General features: G+C 65.4%; 10 protein-coding genes and 1 pseudogene. 7 read left to right on the forward strand and 4 right to left on the reverse strand.

Going from position 1 to position 15,617, the window contains the following annotated elements; translation table 11 throughout:
- The first annotated feature begins 17 nt into the window (after positions 1-17).
- The 7 genes and pseudogenes from DVS28_RS01660 to DVS28_RS28060 form a co-directional block, all read left to right on the forward strand.
- On the forward strand, positions 18-1,211 hold the full coding sequence (locus DVS28_RS01660; RefSeq protein ID WP_114589903.1) for a DNA sulfur modification protein DndB: 1,194 nt from the start codon (positions 18-20) through the stop codon (positions 1,209-1,211).
- 145 nt (positions 1,212-1,356) lie between these two features.
- A complete protein-coding gene (dpdJ, locus tag DVS28_RS01665; protein ID WP_281273558.1) occupies positions 1,357-5,799 on the forward strand; it encodes a protein DpdJ in 4,443 nt (1,480 codons plus the stop codon).
- The gene (gene dpdK, locus DVS28_RS01670) at positions 5,799-6,329 is read left to right on the forward strand and encodes a phospholipase D-like domain-containing protein DpdK (RefSeq protein WP_114589905.1); all 531 of its coding nucleotides are present in this window, start codon (positions 5,799-5,801) and stop codon (positions 6,327-6,329) included. Before dpdJ ends, dpdK begins: the two co-directional genes overlap by 1 nt.
- Complete coding sequence (dpdD, locus tag DVS28_RS01675; protein WP_114589906.1) at positions 6,326-8,470, forward strand: protein DpdD; 2,145 nt, start codon at positions 6,326-6,328, stop codon at positions 8,468-8,470. Before dpdK ends, dpdD begins: the two co-directional genes overlap by 4 nt.
- Positions 8,460-9,281 (forward strand): HNH endonuclease, encoded by an 822-nt coding sequence (locus DVS28_RS01680; RefSeq protein WP_164709804.1) that lies wholly within the window; start codon positions 8,460-8,462, stop codon positions 9,279-9,281. The genes dpdD and DVS28_RS01680 overlap by 11 nt, the downstream gene beginning before the upstream one ends.
- Before the next feature lie 41 nt (positions 9,282-9,322).
- A complete protein-coding gene (locus tag DVS28_RS01685; protein ID WP_164709805.1) occupies positions 9,323-10,402 on the forward strand; it encodes a DGQHR domain-containing protein in 1,080 nt (359 codons plus the stop codon).
- A gap of 275 nt (positions 10,403-10,677) precedes the next feature.
- Positions 10,678-11,010, forward strand: a pseudogene (locus tag DVS28_RS28060) (hypothetical protein); the annotation flags it as partial.
- 77 nt (positions 11,011-11,087) lie between these two features.
- On the opposite strand, the gene dbpB (DVS28_RS01690) reads toward DVS28_RS28060, so the two are convergent.
- From dbpB (DVS28_RS01690) to DVS28_RS01705, 4 genes are read right to left on the reverse strand one after another with little or no spacing between them, the layout of a single operon-like run.
- Positions 11,088-12,200 (reverse strand): DGQHR domain-containing protein DpdB, encoded by a 1,113-nt coding sequence (gene dbpB / locus DVS28_RS01690; RefSeq protein ID WP_114589909.1) that lies wholly within the window; start codon positions 12,198-12,200, stop codon positions 11,088-11,090.
- The gene (dpdA, locus tag DVS28_RS01695) at positions 12,201-13,445 is read right to left on the reverse strand and encodes a tRNA-guanine transglycosylase DpdA (protein ID WP_114589910.1); all 1,245 of its coding nucleotides are present in this window, start codon (positions 13,443-13,445) and stop codon (positions 12,201-12,203) included.
- On the reverse strand, positions 13,445-14,575 hold the full coding sequence (gene dbpB, locus DVS28_RS01700; RefSeq protein WP_114589911.1) for a DGQHR domain-containing protein DpdB: 1,131 nt from the start codon (positions 14,573-14,575) through the stop codon (positions 13,445-13,447). Before dbpB (DVS28_RS01700) ends, dpdA begins: the two co-directional genes overlap by 1 nt.
- A complete protein-coding gene (locus DVS28_RS01705) occupies positions 14,568-15,524 on the reverse strand; it encodes a hypothetical protein (protein ID WP_164709807.1) in 957 nt (318 codons plus the stop codon). Before DVS28_RS01705 ends, dbpB (DVS28_RS01700) begins: the two co-directional genes overlap by 8 nt.
- Between the last annotated feature and the right edge of the window lie 93 nt (positions 15,525-15,617).

A 15,617-nucleotide genomic window follows, 5' to 3' on the forward strand; every position in this document is an offset into this window, starting at 1 on the left:
GAGGGTGGTGTTGAGTGATGCTGACGATTGATGTGAGTGAGGGTTCGCAGGGAATCCACCGGTACTTCACCGGAACGGTTTCCATTGCCGAGCTGGACGGGCGGGTGGTGTTCCCTGAAGACCTCGCTGAGCGCCTCGAGGCGGATGAGGAGATGCAGCGAGCACATTCCGCCTCCCGCACTAGGAAGATGTCCAGCTACCTTCTCGACGCCGCGGATCACTTCTACAGCGCGGTAACCCTGATCATCATGCCCCTGGACCTGGACGACGATCTGGTCGAGGGCGATCCAGAGAACCTGGGTGAGGACTGGGGCTGGGCGTTCGAACGGGCCCCCAAGTGGGGCATCAGTCCCGGTCGAAGCCGGTTGGGACGCCTGCATCTCACGGGCAGTGTCCGGTTGTTTCCCGGAGACGGTCAGCACCGGCTGCTTTCATGCTTCGCCGCGATGCAGACGGACCCCAACATCGGCGTGGAGCAGATCCCCGTAGTGCTCTTGCCCTTCACAGGATTCGAACAGGTCCGTCAACTGTTCGCGGACCTCAACCTCAACGCCCGGCCGGTGTCGAAGACCATCGGCTACGACTTCGACTCCCGCGATCCGGAGGCGCTCCTGGCCAAGGCTGTGGCAGATAGCGTGGATCTCTTCAAGGGGAGGGTCAACAAGCGAAACGGACGTCTGCCAGGAGACTCCGTGATCACGCTGAACACCATCGTCAAGGGCGACTTCGAGATCGTCACTGCGCTGGGAAAGATCGACGAAGGGCTGCACGAGCAAGTGGCACCTCCGTCCCGGGCGGCGGTCGCATCAGCGAGGAACCGTCTCTTTGATGGCGACCTCGATGTCCTGACGGAGCGGGTCTGCCGCGTTTGGGACGTTGTCGTCCGGTGCTTCCGGGACGAATGGGACTGCGTTCTGAGGAACGAGCCCACGTCCTCCAAGCTTTCGCCCGCGGCCCTCCTTCGTCAGGACTACCTCTTCCCCCACGGCCTAGCCATGCAAGGTCTCGCCATGGCTGCCGGGGAAGTGATGTGCCTGTGGGGCGATGACTGGCAGCTTCGGTTCGAGAAGGCGGTTGCTTCATTCGACTGGCGGCGCGAGTCGCCGGACTGGTTCGGTACCGCTGTGGTCACCGGGCCCAACGGACCGCGGATCAACAACACTGGGGCCGCGGTCAAGGACCTGGCACGGACGGTTGCCGCCAGGGCTTGAGCCGCCCCGTCATTCGTTGGGGTAGCCTCCGCGACCGCTCGTTCCTGAAAGTCAACGCAGGGGGAAACCGATCAGCGCACTGAATCGAGACGGTGACGACGGGACCCGATGGCCGGATGGTGTTGCCGAGGATCTGCTCGACCGTCTGGAGGCCTCGGAGGACGCGCTCCTCAGCTGGGGGGTGGTGGATGGCGGACTCTCTTCTGCCGAACTCGACGACCTCATCGAGGCCTGGCTGGGGGCCCACTCGCTGGACGACGACGTTGATGACGTCATCGATTGGCTGAAGCTTCGTGGTCTGCTTCACGAGCACCAAGTGTCCGGGCAGCCCATCTTCCGGTCCCGGCTGGGCGAGGGGGTCCGGCTGCTGGCCCGACTCCGACAGCTGTTCCCCGACCGGCCAGACCGAGTGGGATCTTGGCGGGGAGCCCCAACCTTGGTCGGGGGGTTCCGCTTCCTCCGCCGCCCTCGCCGGTATCCGCTCCGAGACGTGCTCCCCCCCGATCTGCTGGACGACGTGGCCCAGGACGGTGGCCTGCGACGAGCGGTCGGGGACGAGCTGACCGCCGGGTTCAAGCTGTCCGGCTTCCAGAAACGTGCGACCCAGCAGATCCTGGATGACGTCAAGGCGACCAAGTCCCGTGGGGTCATCGTCGGGGCGGGGACTGGCGCGGGTAAGACCTTGGCGTTCTACCTGCCCGCCTACATGGCGGTCAGCGATCTGCTCGATGGCCAGTCGTGGACGAAGGTCGTCGCCCTCTACCCCCGCAACGAGCTCTTGAAGGATCAGCTGCAAACCGCGGTCGAGAACGCCCAGAAGGTTCGCGGGACCCTCGTTTCTGCCAAGGGGCGCCCGATGCGGATCGGCGTCCTTTTCGGGGACGTCCCCCACGGGGTGAGCCACCTCAAGGGCAAATACGGTCGCTGGCCCAAGCGGGGCAAGGGCAGCTTCGTCTGCCCGTACCTTCGCTGCCCTGGACCGGCCTCCACGGGGACCGGTCGCTGTCACGGGGACCTCGTGCTCGACACCTCCAGCAGCGGCTGGGACCCGTCGGAGCTCTGCTGCGCCGACTGCGGGTTCGTGCTGTCCTCCGACGACTTCGCCATCACGCGCGACCAGATGCGTCGCAGGCCACCGGATCTGCTCTTCTCCTCCACCGAGATGCTCAACCGCGGGCTGCTGGACCCCAGCAGCGCCCACGTCTACGGCATCGACGCCCATCGGGGGCCGGCCCTGGTGCTGCTCGACGAGGTCCACACTTACGGCGGGACCACAGGTGCGATGACGGCGTTGCTTCTTCGCCGTTGGCGTCGCAGGCTGCGCACCGAGCCAGCGTTCGTCGGCCTCTCCGCAACGCTCACCGACGCGGGACCGTTCTTCGCTGACCTCATCGGTCTGGATGAGGATCGCGTGACGCCTGTCGAACCGTACGACGACGAGCTCGTTCCCGAGGGCGCCGAGTACCTCCTCGCGGTGAGGTCCGACCCGGTCTCGGGCGCCGGGGTGCTCTCCACCACGATCCAGACCGCCATGTTGCTGGGCCGCGTCCTCGACCCCATCGGGCAGCCGGTCTCCGGAGGACTGTACGGCAGCAAGGTCTTCTGCTTCACCGACGATCTGGACGTCACCAACAGGCTCTACTTCGACCTCCTCGACGCCGAGGGGATGCGGGCTCAGCCGTGGGCGGCCACGGACAAGCCCTATCGCGCATCACTCGCCCACCTGCGCCACCCGACGCACGGCGACGTCACCGAACGCCGAGCCGCTGGCCAGCTGTGGGACCTTCCGATTTCCCTTGGGCACGGGCTTTCGGAGAGCGACCGGCTCGAGGTCCAGCGGGTCTCCAGCCAGGACGCCGGCGTCGACAGCCGCAAACCGCTCGTCGTCGCAACCGCGTCGCTCGAGGTGGGCTTCGACGATCCCGACGTCGGAGCTGTCATCCAGCACAAGGCACCGCGGGACGTCGCCTCGTTCCTGCAGCGCAAGGGTCGCGCGGGCCGTCCGCGCGGGATGCGGCCCATCACGGCGGTCGTGCTGTCCGACTACGGCAGGGACCGTCAGGCGTTCGAGAGCTGGGATCGGCTGTTCGACCCGGTCCTCCCCGCGCGACGCCTACCCGTTGCGAACATCCACGTGCTCCGTATGCAGGCGACTGGATCACTTCTGGAATGGGTCGCCCGGGAGCTGAAAGCCGACGACGGCAACCTGTGGCAGGACCTGCAGGGACCCAACAACAAGGGCGACAAGTGGGGCGACGAGGCCCGTCAACGACAGCAGGACGCGGCCGGCCTGTTGCGCGGCCTCCTGTCGAGCAAGGATCTGCAGCGAGCCCTGCGGTCCCACCTTCAGGAGTCGCTCGGCATCGAGCCGCAGGTCGCGGACGAGCTGCTCTGGCACCCCCCGCGCGCGATCCTTCTCGGCGCCGTCCCAGCTCTGCTTCGCCGGCTGGAGACCGGCTGGCGGGCTGTCACGGTCGACGGCGCCGGGCCGCCGCTTGACCGAGGAGCCAAGCAGCCACTTCCGGAGTTCATGCCCGAGAATCTGTTCAGCGAGCTTGCCCTCCCTGAAATGGTGCTCCACCTTCCGGTCGGACCACCCGACCGTGGCTACGACGATGACGTGCAGCCGATGGGGCTCGTCCAAGGCCTGCGCGAGTTCGCGCCAGGACGGGTGTCTCGTCGGTTCGCGATCAAGAGCGGGCTAGACCTCCACTGGATCGCCCCGCCATCCAACCCCCGGGGGTCACTGGAGATCGGCACCTTCGTCGATGCGTGGCGCCGCGAGGGCAGCATCACCATCGACGGGCCCGACGGCCCTGCCCAGCTTCCGCTCCTCCGTCCGACCGGTGTCCAAGCGGCCCGCCCGCCGGACGACATCAAGCCCTCCAGCAACGCCCGTCCGATCTGGCGCTCCCAGCTCCTGCCTTCCGGAACCGGCAGTGACCTGCCGGTCGTCACCGCCGATCCGGTCGGCAGCGTTCTCAACGGACTCACCGCGTTCCTCCATCGCGACCATGCCGAGGTCGAGGCGCGACGGGGCAGCATCGGCTCACACGGCCGGTTGACCTTCAAGGGTGGCGGCGATCTGGGCATCGACGTGCGGTTCGAGAACGATGGCGGTCCGGCGGCGCTCGGTGGCGCGTTCGACGTTGACGCCATCAGGGGCACCGTCACTATCGGGACCGACGACGTGCGGTGGGACGGCGCGCACGGCCGCGGCCTCCGAAGCGCATGGTTCCACCACCGGGTCACGACCGACGAGGCGCTCAGCGAGCAGGCCAACCCGTTCCTGCTCGGCTGGCTCCACGACGTCGTGCTGACGTCGATCCTCGGCGTCGCCACCTCCCAGAACCTTGGGTTGCCCGAAGCGTGGGAAACCGTGAGGGCCGACCTCAAGAACCGACTGGAGGAGTCGATGTCGATCCTGTTCTCCAGTCCCGGTCTCAAGATCGACGAGGTCGATGTGGACAGCGGCCCGGCGCGGCTCGTCGGCGAACTTGAGGACCTGCTGGACCGCGACGAGGTCGCCAGCGGAATCGCGCGCATCGTGCCAGTCCTGTGGTCGGACCCTGACGAGGAAGCCAACAGATGGGTGGCCACCCGCCTTCGTCGCACCCTCGGGGAAGCCATGCTCGTCGCGGCCGCGCAGCAGTGCCCCGCTCATGACCCAGAAGGTGTGGTCGTCGATGTGGAGCCCGGCTTCGACGCGGAGGGCAAGCCGAGGACGGGCGAGGTTTGGCTGTCAGAAACGTCTATCGGAGGCGGTGGCTTCCTCGAGGCCGTGGCCGAGGCGATAGGCAGGGACCCCGTTCGCTTCCAGCGGCTGGTCCGGACCGCCATGCGGCCGGGACCGGAGCAACGCATCGGCGACGCACTCGAGCGGGTGCTGGCTGCCGCAACCAGCGACACGAGCCTTCGATCAGCCTTCGCCGCATACCGGGCCGTGCAGACGATGGAGTCGCGCGTGGCAGCGCTGGCCACCGTCCGGAGCGCGATGGAGGAGGCAGGCGTGCCAGCCGTGCCTGACACGGTCGCGGCCGTCGCCAACCGACTCCTGCGCCCTGGCTCCGACGCCACGATCGACCAGCAGGTCCACGACTCGCACACACGGTGGAAGGAGCTTGAGGAGCGCCTCGGGATCGATATCGAGGTTCGGACCTGGTGCTTCCTGGACTCAGCCAACTCGGGGAGTCTGGACCGCAAGCTCTTGGAAACGCTGCAGCTGGTGCTCTGGCCGCGCGGCTGGCGGTTGCAGGCCGCGAACCTGTCCAGCTGGAACCCGTTCGACGACGCTCCGGCCCCCGCCCCCGCGCTGCTCGAGACGCTCCTGACAGGCCACGACCCAGTCGTCGTTGACCTGACCGATAACGGGGCCGAAGTCAAGGTTGCGGACGCGCTCCGCTCGCACGCTGCGGTCGACGTGCGGGCTGCGGGGACCGAACGGGAACGGTTGGCGTCGTTCCTCGCCAGCACTACCGTGACCGCCGTCGACCTGGACTACCTGCAGCTGTACCCGCGTGTGGCCCAGATTCGTGAGTTCGACGGCGGCGGGCTTCTCGTTCGTCTCGAGCTGCCGGAGGACGCGTGATGGGATCCCGCGACATTTCACTCCGTGGCGACGGCGCCGAGCCCGCGCTGGACCGGGAGCTGCACAAGCTGTTCGTCAGCGAGCTCATCGCCCCGTCGAAGCCGTTCTGGATCGTGTCGGCATGGCTCAGCGACGTGGACCTGGTCGACAACCGGGGCGGCGAGTTGCTTGAGATCGCGCCGGCGCTCCCGGTCCGGAGCCTCAGGCTCATCGAGCTCTTGGACCACCAGGTCTCCGTTGGTGCCGAGGTCAACGTCGTGGTTCGGGACGTGAGCCACAACCGACCCGTCCTCCGGCGTCTCGAGGACATCCGCGGCAGGTCGACCTCGGGGGTGCTCCGGCTGGCAACCAAGGAGGACCTGCACGAGAAGATCCTGCTCTCCTCGCGTCTGATGGTCAGCGGGTCCATGAACCTGACACACAACGGACGGATCAAGAACACCGAGCACGTCACGTTCACCGACGACACCGACCGAATCGAACGGGAACGGCTCTCCTTGGAGCAGCTGTACGGAGGAAGCCTGTCATGACGTCGGTGATCGAGCAGTTCTTCGGTGATGGCAACGCGATCAGTCCGGCCAGTCTCCCGACGGAGTTCCGAGCCGCCTTGGATCCGTGGGTCGCCCGGTTCGAGAGCCGGGAGGGGAGTGCCTTCTTGCCACGTGCCCATGATGGGACGCTGCGGTGGTACGGACTCACCCCCGGCGGCAACGCCCGCCGGGAAATGGAGGGGTTGCTGATCCAGTGGCTCGGCGCGTCGTTCACCGACATGGAGGCCAACCGCGGTGTCCTGGATCCTGACGACCCCTTCGATGCGTGGCTGGAGGACGAACTTCCGGGCCGCGTCGTGCGATTCGAGGTTCTGCCCCGTGGGGACTCGACGCATCGGGAGACCGTCCGGTCTCGTCTCTCGTCTCTCGTCGATCTTGTTGACGGCAGGCCGGACCGTCCTGCGTTCAGCTCCTTTCGCCTGCGCGCGCTCATCGAGGACATGCACAAGGCGGCTGGCCGAGGACAGCGGGACGCCGCGGCAGCGGTGCTGGGCGTCATCCGCGACCGACGACTGGTTGACGAGGCCAACCTGCTTTTCCTCCGCGTGGAGATGCTGCACCGGCTTCACGCTTGGGATGAGCTCCTGGCCCCGACCATGCTTGATCGTCTGGAGCGGATGAGGGTCCCGCCAGGAGTGGTCAGGGCGATCGACGACGCCGTCTACCAGCGTGATCTGGCGGAGCACGACGAGGCTGGCGACGTTGACGCGCTGATGCGGTTGCGGGACCAGATTCCCCCGGAGGTTCCCGGCATCGCGATCCAAGGCGGTGCGCCCGCCGGCCGCGCTGACCTGATCGTCCAGGCGTTGCTTCTCGGCGACCGCCCACTGACGGTCGAGCGGTTGCTCAACAGCACCGACGACGCCATCGTCATCGAGATCCTCGGCCATGGTGACGCCGCTGGCGGCGCAGGCTCTGCGAGTGCTCCCGAAGCTCCTACCGTTCCAGACCTTGGTCAGCTCTACAGCGCTGCGGGTCAGCACGACCACGCTGGGGTGCTGACCATCGCCGAGCGGTTGCCCGGTCCGATTGATCCGTTCGCAGCGCAGACCGTGCTCCAGGCAGCGCACACGCTCGGGGACAAGGGCGCGGCAACCCGCGCGCTCGCCGTGACGTCGCGGGATCTGGGACCGCTCGGCAACGTTCAGTGGACCCATGTGAGCATCGCCTCGATCGTGGAGGACTTGCAGGCCCGGGCTACCGGCGGTGCACCCACGTCCTGGGCGGCCTGGCTCCGGTTGGCGGCTGACGGCGACGAACGCGCCCAGACCTACGAGCCGTCCGGTGACTGGGCTGCCGCGGATCCCGAGCAGGTGCTGGAGATCGTTCCGGGGATCGAACCAGGCCTGCTGGCGTCGGTCGTCGGTCAACTGCGCTCCGCGCACCGGGATCTCCTGACCGGGGAGCAGCGCGCCGACCTCGGCCTGACCTGTCTGCTTGCGCTATCCATCAGCGAAAGCCGGCGAGAGCCGGACCGCCTAGCGGCCAGCGAGATGCTCGAGGACGTTCTCGACGGGGGCGGAGTGGTGCCCCTCGAAGATGTGGTCGACGTGCTGGAGGACCTGGTCCACGCCCACATGGGGCCGAGTTCCGCGGAGTGGGCCATCGACGTACTCGGTGAGGTTGTCGAAGTGGCCGTTGGCGACGACCGGGCGCTCGCCGCGCGGCTCACCACCAGGATCGTCGACGAGCTCCGGACCTGCTGGTCGAGCGTGAACCGGGGCCTGTACGAGGCGCTCCTGGACTCCGCCACCGCCTGCGGCACCGACATCCCAGCCGACCTCAAGCACTCCGCGGCGGCCGAGGAACCGCTTCCCTACGAGCACCTCCGCGGCAAGCGGATCCTGATCTACTCCCTTATGGAACGCCCGGCGCGCCGCGCCGCCGCTATCCTCCGCGCTCTTGGCGGCGGGACCCAGGTGCACGTTGCAAACGACCACGGAGGAAGCGATCGTCTCGGATCCATTGCGCAGAACGTTGACATCGCTGCCATCGTCACGGTGGCTGCGAAGCATGCTGCGACAGACTTCATCAGGGCCCAACGCGCCCCGTTCCCCTGTCTGGATATAAACGCATTGGGGACTACCGCGATCCTCAGGAGGTTGGCCCGTGACGGCTAAGGTCGCCGCTGGTTCGGTAATGGACTTTATTCCGTTTGCCACAAGGGGAGAGCGCCTGTTCCGTCGCATACGTGATCTCTGTCGGGTGGAGATACAGATAGCCGCGGAGATTGATCGACGTGCTTCCCTCATCGACCGGGAGGAATTGGGTTCCAACTTCCTCTCGACAACCCAGGCGTTCTCAATGTTTGGAAGACTTATGAAGGGGGCCCGGTGGGCGCGGAGTGAAATGCTTAAGAGTGACCCGGTTGCATTCGACTCCTATCTGACGGACCTTATCCTGCATGAGTGTCACGTCGCGGTGGAACAGGTACGCAGGATTTTACCCTTGCTCATGGATGCCCTCGAAGTGTGTGACAAGTCGCCAAGTCCGGCACTGAGCAGGGAAGTGCGTGATACGCATCCAGACCATTGTATTTACTGTGGGCGCAATTCAACGGAGGCGGACGGGAAGCGGTTGACCGTCGAGCATGTTTGGCCGAGCAGTCTCGGTGGCGACACAGACTTTGAGAACCTTGCCCCCGCGTGCAAGGGCTGTAATTCCGCCCGGAATCACGCTGCGTTATGGACCGAATTCTGGTTTCAGGGGTTCCACGTTAGACCGCGACCTTCGCAGAACGAAGTCGAAACTTTTGACTCCACCAAATACCGGATCGCTGTGATGCTGTTTCGGGCGGAACGAGACTCCCAAGCCAAATCGCTGAAGGAAGCACTGTACGCCCGAGGACCCATCCAGTCCTTAGAACTTGAAGGACGAACACAGCCTGTGGACTTCATAGATGTCGCTCGCGAGGCAAGGAAGTACTATTGAATACAAATACTGAAGGAACTTCTGTGTACCAATACCCTTGCTTGCAGGTTGAACAGAGGCCGTCAGTTGAAGAGGCGCCTGTCTGCGTCCTCTTCTCCGCGCCCGCAGGCGACCTCCTGGAGTGGTGCGAGGTTGATAGGGCCGAGGTTGGCAAGAGTGGGGGAGTTCAAAGGCGAAAGAGTCCGGCCAAGACCAATGCCATTTCGAAGTACTTGGAGCAAGACCCAAGGAACACGATTCCCGCCGCGCTGACAATCGCCCTCTATGGCGTCCGTGTCATCGACGAATCGGGTTCAACCCATATTAAAGTTGAAGGCAAGTCCAAGTCGCTAGTAATTGATGGTCAGCACCGACTCTATGGCGCGGCTGCGAAGCATGGTGACATGCCACTCAACATCGTTGGTCTGATCGATCCATCGGACCTAGAGGTCGCATTTCAGTTCCTGGTCATCAACAATAAGTCTACCCGAGTCCCAAGTGATCACATTCGCCTCCTCGCACTTCAGTACGACGACGAAGAGCTGAGGGCGCGTCTGGCGACTGCTCGAATAAACCTTGATTCGAGTGCGCCGTATGTCGGAATAGTCGATGGTGACGAAGCCTCACCATTCTACCGAAGTCTAATGTGGCCGGTTGATGATAACCGTAAGGGCCAGGTGAACCTTGTCCGGCCGGCGGCTATTGAACTGGCACTGAACTATTGTGGTAGGAAGGAGTTGCCGGGGTTGGAGAACGATGATGCGCTTATCGGGTTCTTCTTTGCTATGTGGGGCGCTATCAAGGAGGCGTGGTCAGATCTCTGGGTAGCGGATTCCCGCCTCCTGAGTAAGGCGGGGTTGGTGGCCATGACGATGTTCATGGTAGATGATCTCACGCCGCTTATTGATCGAGGTGAGGTGGACGCTGGAGACCCCGACTCCGTCTATGGGGAGACCCGCAAGGTTTTGGAAAGCCTAACCCCTGAATTCTGGGCCGCCGAGTGGGACCTAAAGGGCCTAGATACGCAAGCGGGTCGACAAGTGATCGTGGAAGCACTGCAGAAGACTCGGCGAAATCTACGGCGGGATCTGCCTTGGGAGACCGAGGTGCGCTTGGTCTCAGATCGCCAACCGGCCCAGTAAACCGGCCTTCCACGACTGAGCGTGGAAAGAGGGTTCGTGACGGCTGACCTGAGGTTCTGAGGTCTCGCGATGATCGCGGTTGTCGATACAGCAAGCTTCGGAGACCTCAGGGTGGGTGACGACACGACGTTGGGCACCGTGTTGCTCGGCTTGGGGCTTCGCGCTGCGCGAAGCCACGCTCGTGGACGGCGAGGTGTGGCTGTCGGTGGAGACCACCATCCGGCCCCCCGACTGTCTGGACTGTACGGTGGTGGGCCACGCCACATGGCCGCCGCACGGTGCAACTACGGGACCTGGCGATCGGCGGACGGCCGTCCCGGCTGGTGTCGTCCAAGCGGATCTGGCGCTGCCGCGAAACGCTGTGCCCCAAGGCGACGTGGACCGAGCGGCGCGATGATGTCGTCAGACCCCGCAACGGCATGACGGAGCGGGCCCGGGCGGAGGTGTGCCGGCAGGTCGGCAAGCTCGGCCGGCCCGTCGCGCAGCTGGCCGGCGAGTTAGGGGTCGGCTGGCAGGTCCCGCCTTCCAAGTCTTTTCTGCCGTCCCATACGGAACGGATGGAGCAACGCTGCCCGATTCTGACCCCAGGTGTCGGTCATGTTCCTTGAAGGGGCGAGAAAGGCGACGTCGAACCGCATCACCATCTCCCCGCACTGGCTTGAGAATCGACCAGCCGAGACGATGGCTAGGTTGATGTCATCCGGTACTGAGCGAGCAAGTAGTTGCTCAGCAACTGCTGATCCTTGGACGTGTTCTGTAGCTCGTTCCAGCGGCGCTCGACACCCGGGCCGAACTCCCAGAACCCCCGGGTCCAGCGACACACCTCCTCGATCGAGCGGATCTCGGTCTCGAACGTCTCGATGGTCGGGACCCTCACGTCGTACTCACGGTCGAGGATCGCGTCCATGAGGAAGCCCATCGCGATGACCCCGGCGCCGTGCACGAGGCGTGATCGCCGGGGAGTCTCCTCCCAGGCTTCCGGAAAAACCTTCGCCACAGCCGTCCAGTAGTTCTTGAGGATCGCGAGCATGGGTTCTTCGTCTCCGGCGCCCGTGAAGGGGTCCCGGAAACGGTAGAGGCCACCCTCGGTGAGAGAGTTGTCGACCATTCGGAGGACCGAGTTGTCCTTGATGATCCCGTCAGGGTTGGTCGAGGTGCGGATGCGGAGGTGCATCGGGCTGTCGGTGTCGTAGTTCAGGCGCTCCAGCAGGTACGCCGGGAAGCGCTTGCGTTCCAGGAGCCTCGGCAGCTTCGCCTGGGTCGTGGGCAGCAGCTCGTGGATCAGGCCCTTGGGCAACGGCTTGGTGGAGTTCACGAGGATGAACTGGGCGCGCTGCTCCTCGAGCGAGTCGGTGATGAAGGCGGTCACGGCCATGGGGAACGCCCCGACGTTGGCCTCCCGCACCGCGGCCGATCGTTGCTGGCCGTCGACGATGAAGCCTGGCTTGTCCTCTCCCGAACCGTTGACGATCGGGATCTCAAGGTGACCATGGCTGGCGTAACCCACCTCATCGGCCGCCGCCAACGGGGTGAACTTCACACGTGAGTCGAACGCCACCACGAGGGCGTTGGGGATCATCGGATCCTCGGCCTCGAGGTAGTCCTTGATCGCCCGAATGTGCTTGACGGCCTCCGGGCGCTGGTAGCCCTCGACGGCGTTGGCCTCGTCACGCTTCGCTCGGGTCACCGATGCGAAGTCATGGATCGACTTGGCGTCGACCGCGAAGGAGTACAGCGTTCGGTTCTCGCCCTGCTTGATCTCGATGGCGGGCACGCGGATGGTCGTTGTGGTGGTCATCTAGTGCCCCTCCTGGAGCTTGTCTCGCAGTGTCTGGGCGAACATGGCCACGTTGTGGAACCCCCGCCGCTTGTTTCGTTCTGTGCCCCGGAACAGCACGACCTCGACGTCGACCTCGGCGCAGATACCGCACTGACAGGTCTCCCAGGGCCGGTCCCTCAGCGTTTCGATGTATCTGTCGGTACGCACCCTGCCGTCCCACATGGCGTGGTACTCCGCCAGGGCCTCCAGGACCTCGTCCATCTCGATCTGCCGGTCGGCGTAGGCGCGCACGAGCCGTAGGCATCGCTGCTCGGCCTGATGGGCGACGTCGTGGTCGATCTTCCCGCTCTTGATCGCTCGCTTAACCTTGGCGTTGCCGTCGACCGGGGGGATCCGGATCGCCGTGTAGCGGCGGTCGGCGGTGAAGTAGTTGTCGGTGTCGTCCTTGAACGCCCTGAAGAACGGCGACGTCGAGTCGAAGCTGGTCACCCCGAACCGTGCGAAGTCGTGCATGTGCTCGACCCGGGTGAGTCCGAGCAGGTGGAGCTGGGTCTCGGGCAGTCGAACCGCGTCGACTGCCTCCAGCACCTCGAGGATCTGCGGGTTCTTCAGCGGCACCATGCCGCCCAGGGCAACCCGTCGGTACCCCATCTGCTGGAGCTGCTCCACACACGACGCCATCGACGACGGGCTCCAGCCCTGCGCAGCCCCGACCGGTTCGAAGGTGCATCCGCGTGCGGCATGCCGGGTCAGGAACTCACCCGCCAGCTCGAGGGTGATGGCCTGCCGCTCCTTCCACATCGGATCGACGTCGTCGGTGCCCGGCAGGGTGGGCTCGAGGTCGGACTGATGGGCCAGGATGACGTGGTCAGGGGAGATCCCGGCGTCGAACCCGCAGCCGTCGTAGAAGTCAATGACCTCGTCCGGTGTCACGGGCGGTACCGGCTCATCGACGTAGGTGAACGCACCGCAGTCGCCGAGGGTGATCAGCGGCGGTCCCTCGCTGGCCTCGAGCCGGAAGAAGCGGTGGGCCCCCTGCCGGTACAGCCGGTGACGCTGGGGGACCGTGTAGCGACCGCTGCTGCCACCGACCCCGTCCACCATGGCCTTGGACACGAGCATCCCGTCGTAGGCACGCAGCGTCAGAGCCTCGTGGGCGTAGCGGTCGTCGCGCTGCCGAACGTGGAACGGCGGGTGCTCCTCTCGCTCCATGTCGAAGGTTGGATCGATCTGGTCCTGGCTGTCCGGGAAGTAGAACAGCATCACGCAACCTTCATCCGCTGCGTGACGTAACGACGGATCAGCAGGTTCGACAACGCCCGGACGTGCTTCGGGGTGTTCTGGATGTCGTTCCACGCCATGTCGCCGAGGTCCTCCCACTGCCCGTCCAGCCAACGGCAGATGGGCGCGACGGTCCCGAGCTCGGCCATGATCTGCTCGTGAGCGTCGTCAGCGTTGGGGTTGACCGTCGCCATCACCTTGTCCATGAGACGGCCCATGGCACGTATGCCCGCACCGTGCATCAGCCGGCTCTCCGTTGACGGCAGCCCCCAGGCTTCGGGGAACGTGTCCCGCACCGCTGCCCAGTACGCGGTCACGGTCAGCCAGATCGTCTCCGTGTCGGCCTCGCCGGTCGCCAGGTTGCGGTAGGGGAACAGACAGCCGGATGACTGCTGCAGGCTCTCCTCCAGCATCTTGACGATCGACGTGTCGGTGATCGGCGCCTGCTTCCGCTCCTCCGGAGCCGAGGACGGTCGGCGGATCATCCCCTGGAACGGGGAGTCGTCCTGGCGGTTGAGCTGATCGCAGATGGCCGCAGGGAGCTTGCGCATGCCCAGCTTCCGGGAGATGGGCACGACGACCTCCGGGAGGAGCTCGGTCACGAGGCCGCGAGGCAGCGGCTTGGTGTTGTTGACCCGAAGGAACTGATCTCGCTGCACCGACACCTGATCAGCGACGAACGCGCTGACGGGGATGGGCAGGTCATCACGCATGACGTCGGCGAGCGCGAAGGCGCGCTGCTGTCCGTCGACGATCCAGGCCGGCTTCCGATCTCCACCCAGGCAGATCTCGAGCGTCCCGCTTCGTGACAACCCGTCGGTTGCCCCGGGACCACGAGAGGACCGGAAGCGGTGCTCACCGTCCAGCGCGAGGATGATCGCGTTTGGGAAGACGATGTCATCGCCACGCAGGTAGTCGCGGATGTCGTTGACATGGCTACGGACCTGGTCTCGCTGGTAGCCGATCAGCTGCCCCTCGTCATCGCGAGAGATCCGTGAGATGTCGGCGACCTGAAGGATCTCAGACGGGGACAACGTGAACATGTAGAGGACGTGCCCGCCGGGCTGCTCCAGCTGGAGGGCGCGGCGTTCGATGGTCTTGGTTTCAGACAAGGGTGTTCTCCCGCTTCTCCTGCTTGACCGCCTCGAAGAGCTTCCCGAAACGCTTCTGCTCGCATGCCTTGCCGGCGTCGTCACGGAACTTCCGCAGGAGCGGCGACCGGGTCAGCGTCGGGTCACGGTCCAGCTGCGTCCGGATGAATGCCTTCACCTGCTCGTCGGTGGTCACCTCACGGTCAGGGACAACCTTGGGACGGGCCAGCGCGGTGGTGTCACGCAGGCTCGACGCGATCTCGTCACGGTCAAGCCCCCGGCCGAGACGCTGGACCACCAGGCTGGCTGCCCGCTGGTTGAGCGACAGGCGGGTGCCAGGTGCGAGCTTGTCCTCGATCCGTGCGTCGAAGGCGGGATCGTCCGCGGTGCCGTCCAGATCCTTGCCTGCGCACACCAGCATGGCCTGTGGATGGGAAAGCAGCTCGCTGAGGTCCGTGCCGAAGGCGGCGGCGTACGCGCTGGACGCAACGACCATCACGGGTGCCCCGCCGTTGCTGGGTGGTAGCTCGGCGAGGCGGCGGGGTCTCCCGGTCCGCAACGCCCGCGACCGCGCTAGCGCCTTCCACCACTGTCGACGACGGACTGCCGAGCGGCGTCCCGACGGGTCGAGTCCGGCGTCGTCCTCGCTCGGCGGGGAGAACGTCGCTCCGTAGCCGACGATCTCGTCGTCCGCGGCTATCAACCCGTAGCCCGCGGAGGCGACCCAAAGGACGGGGGAGAACCCCGCCTCCCGGGCGTCGTCCTCCAGCTGCTGGGACTGCAGCCATGCCTCGCCCATGTACCGTTCTCGGGCCGTCATCGCGTCACGCGCAGGGGAGAGCAGCTGCTCCTCCCACAAGGCGAGTTGCTGGTCGAGATCTGCACGACGAACGCTGGCCAGGCTCGCGGACGTGGCAGCATCCGCCCGCTTCCGGTCCACGCACGGCACCACGATGTCGATCCTGCTCACGTACACCCCTTCTTCGAAACTGCATCCCACTATGGAACAACCCGCGTGTAGTTACAAGCTCTGGACACGTTCAGAAACTGCGGCTAGCCTCGC

This window comes from Euzebya pacifica (assembly GCF_003344865.1).
In the GTDB taxonomy this organism is placed as follows: domain Bacteria; phylum Actinomycetota; class Nitriliruptoria; order Euzebyales; family Euzebyaceae; genus Euzebya; species Euzebya pacifica.

Bases quoted from the DNA above. Each gene is read 5' to 3' on its own strand.
- dpdD (WP_114589906.1), top strand. From the start codon at position 6,326: ATGACGTCGGTGATCGAGCAGTTCTTCGGTGATGGCAACGCGATCAGT.
- dpdK (WP_114589905.1), top strand. From the start codon at position 5,799: ATGGGATCCCGCGACATTTCACTCCGTGGCGACGGCGCCGAGCCCGCG.
- dbpB (WP_114589909.1), bottom strand. From the start codon at position 12,200: ATGACCACCACAACGACCATCCGCGTGCCCGCCATCGAGATCAAGCAG.
- DVS28_RS01660 (WP_114589903.1), top strand. From the start codon at position 18: ATGCTGACGATTGATGTGAGTGAGGGTTCGCAGGGAATCCACCGGTAC.
- dpdA (WP_114589910.1), bottom strand. From the start codon at position 13,445: ATGCTGTTCTACTTCCCGGACAGCCAGGACCAGATCGATCCAACCTTC.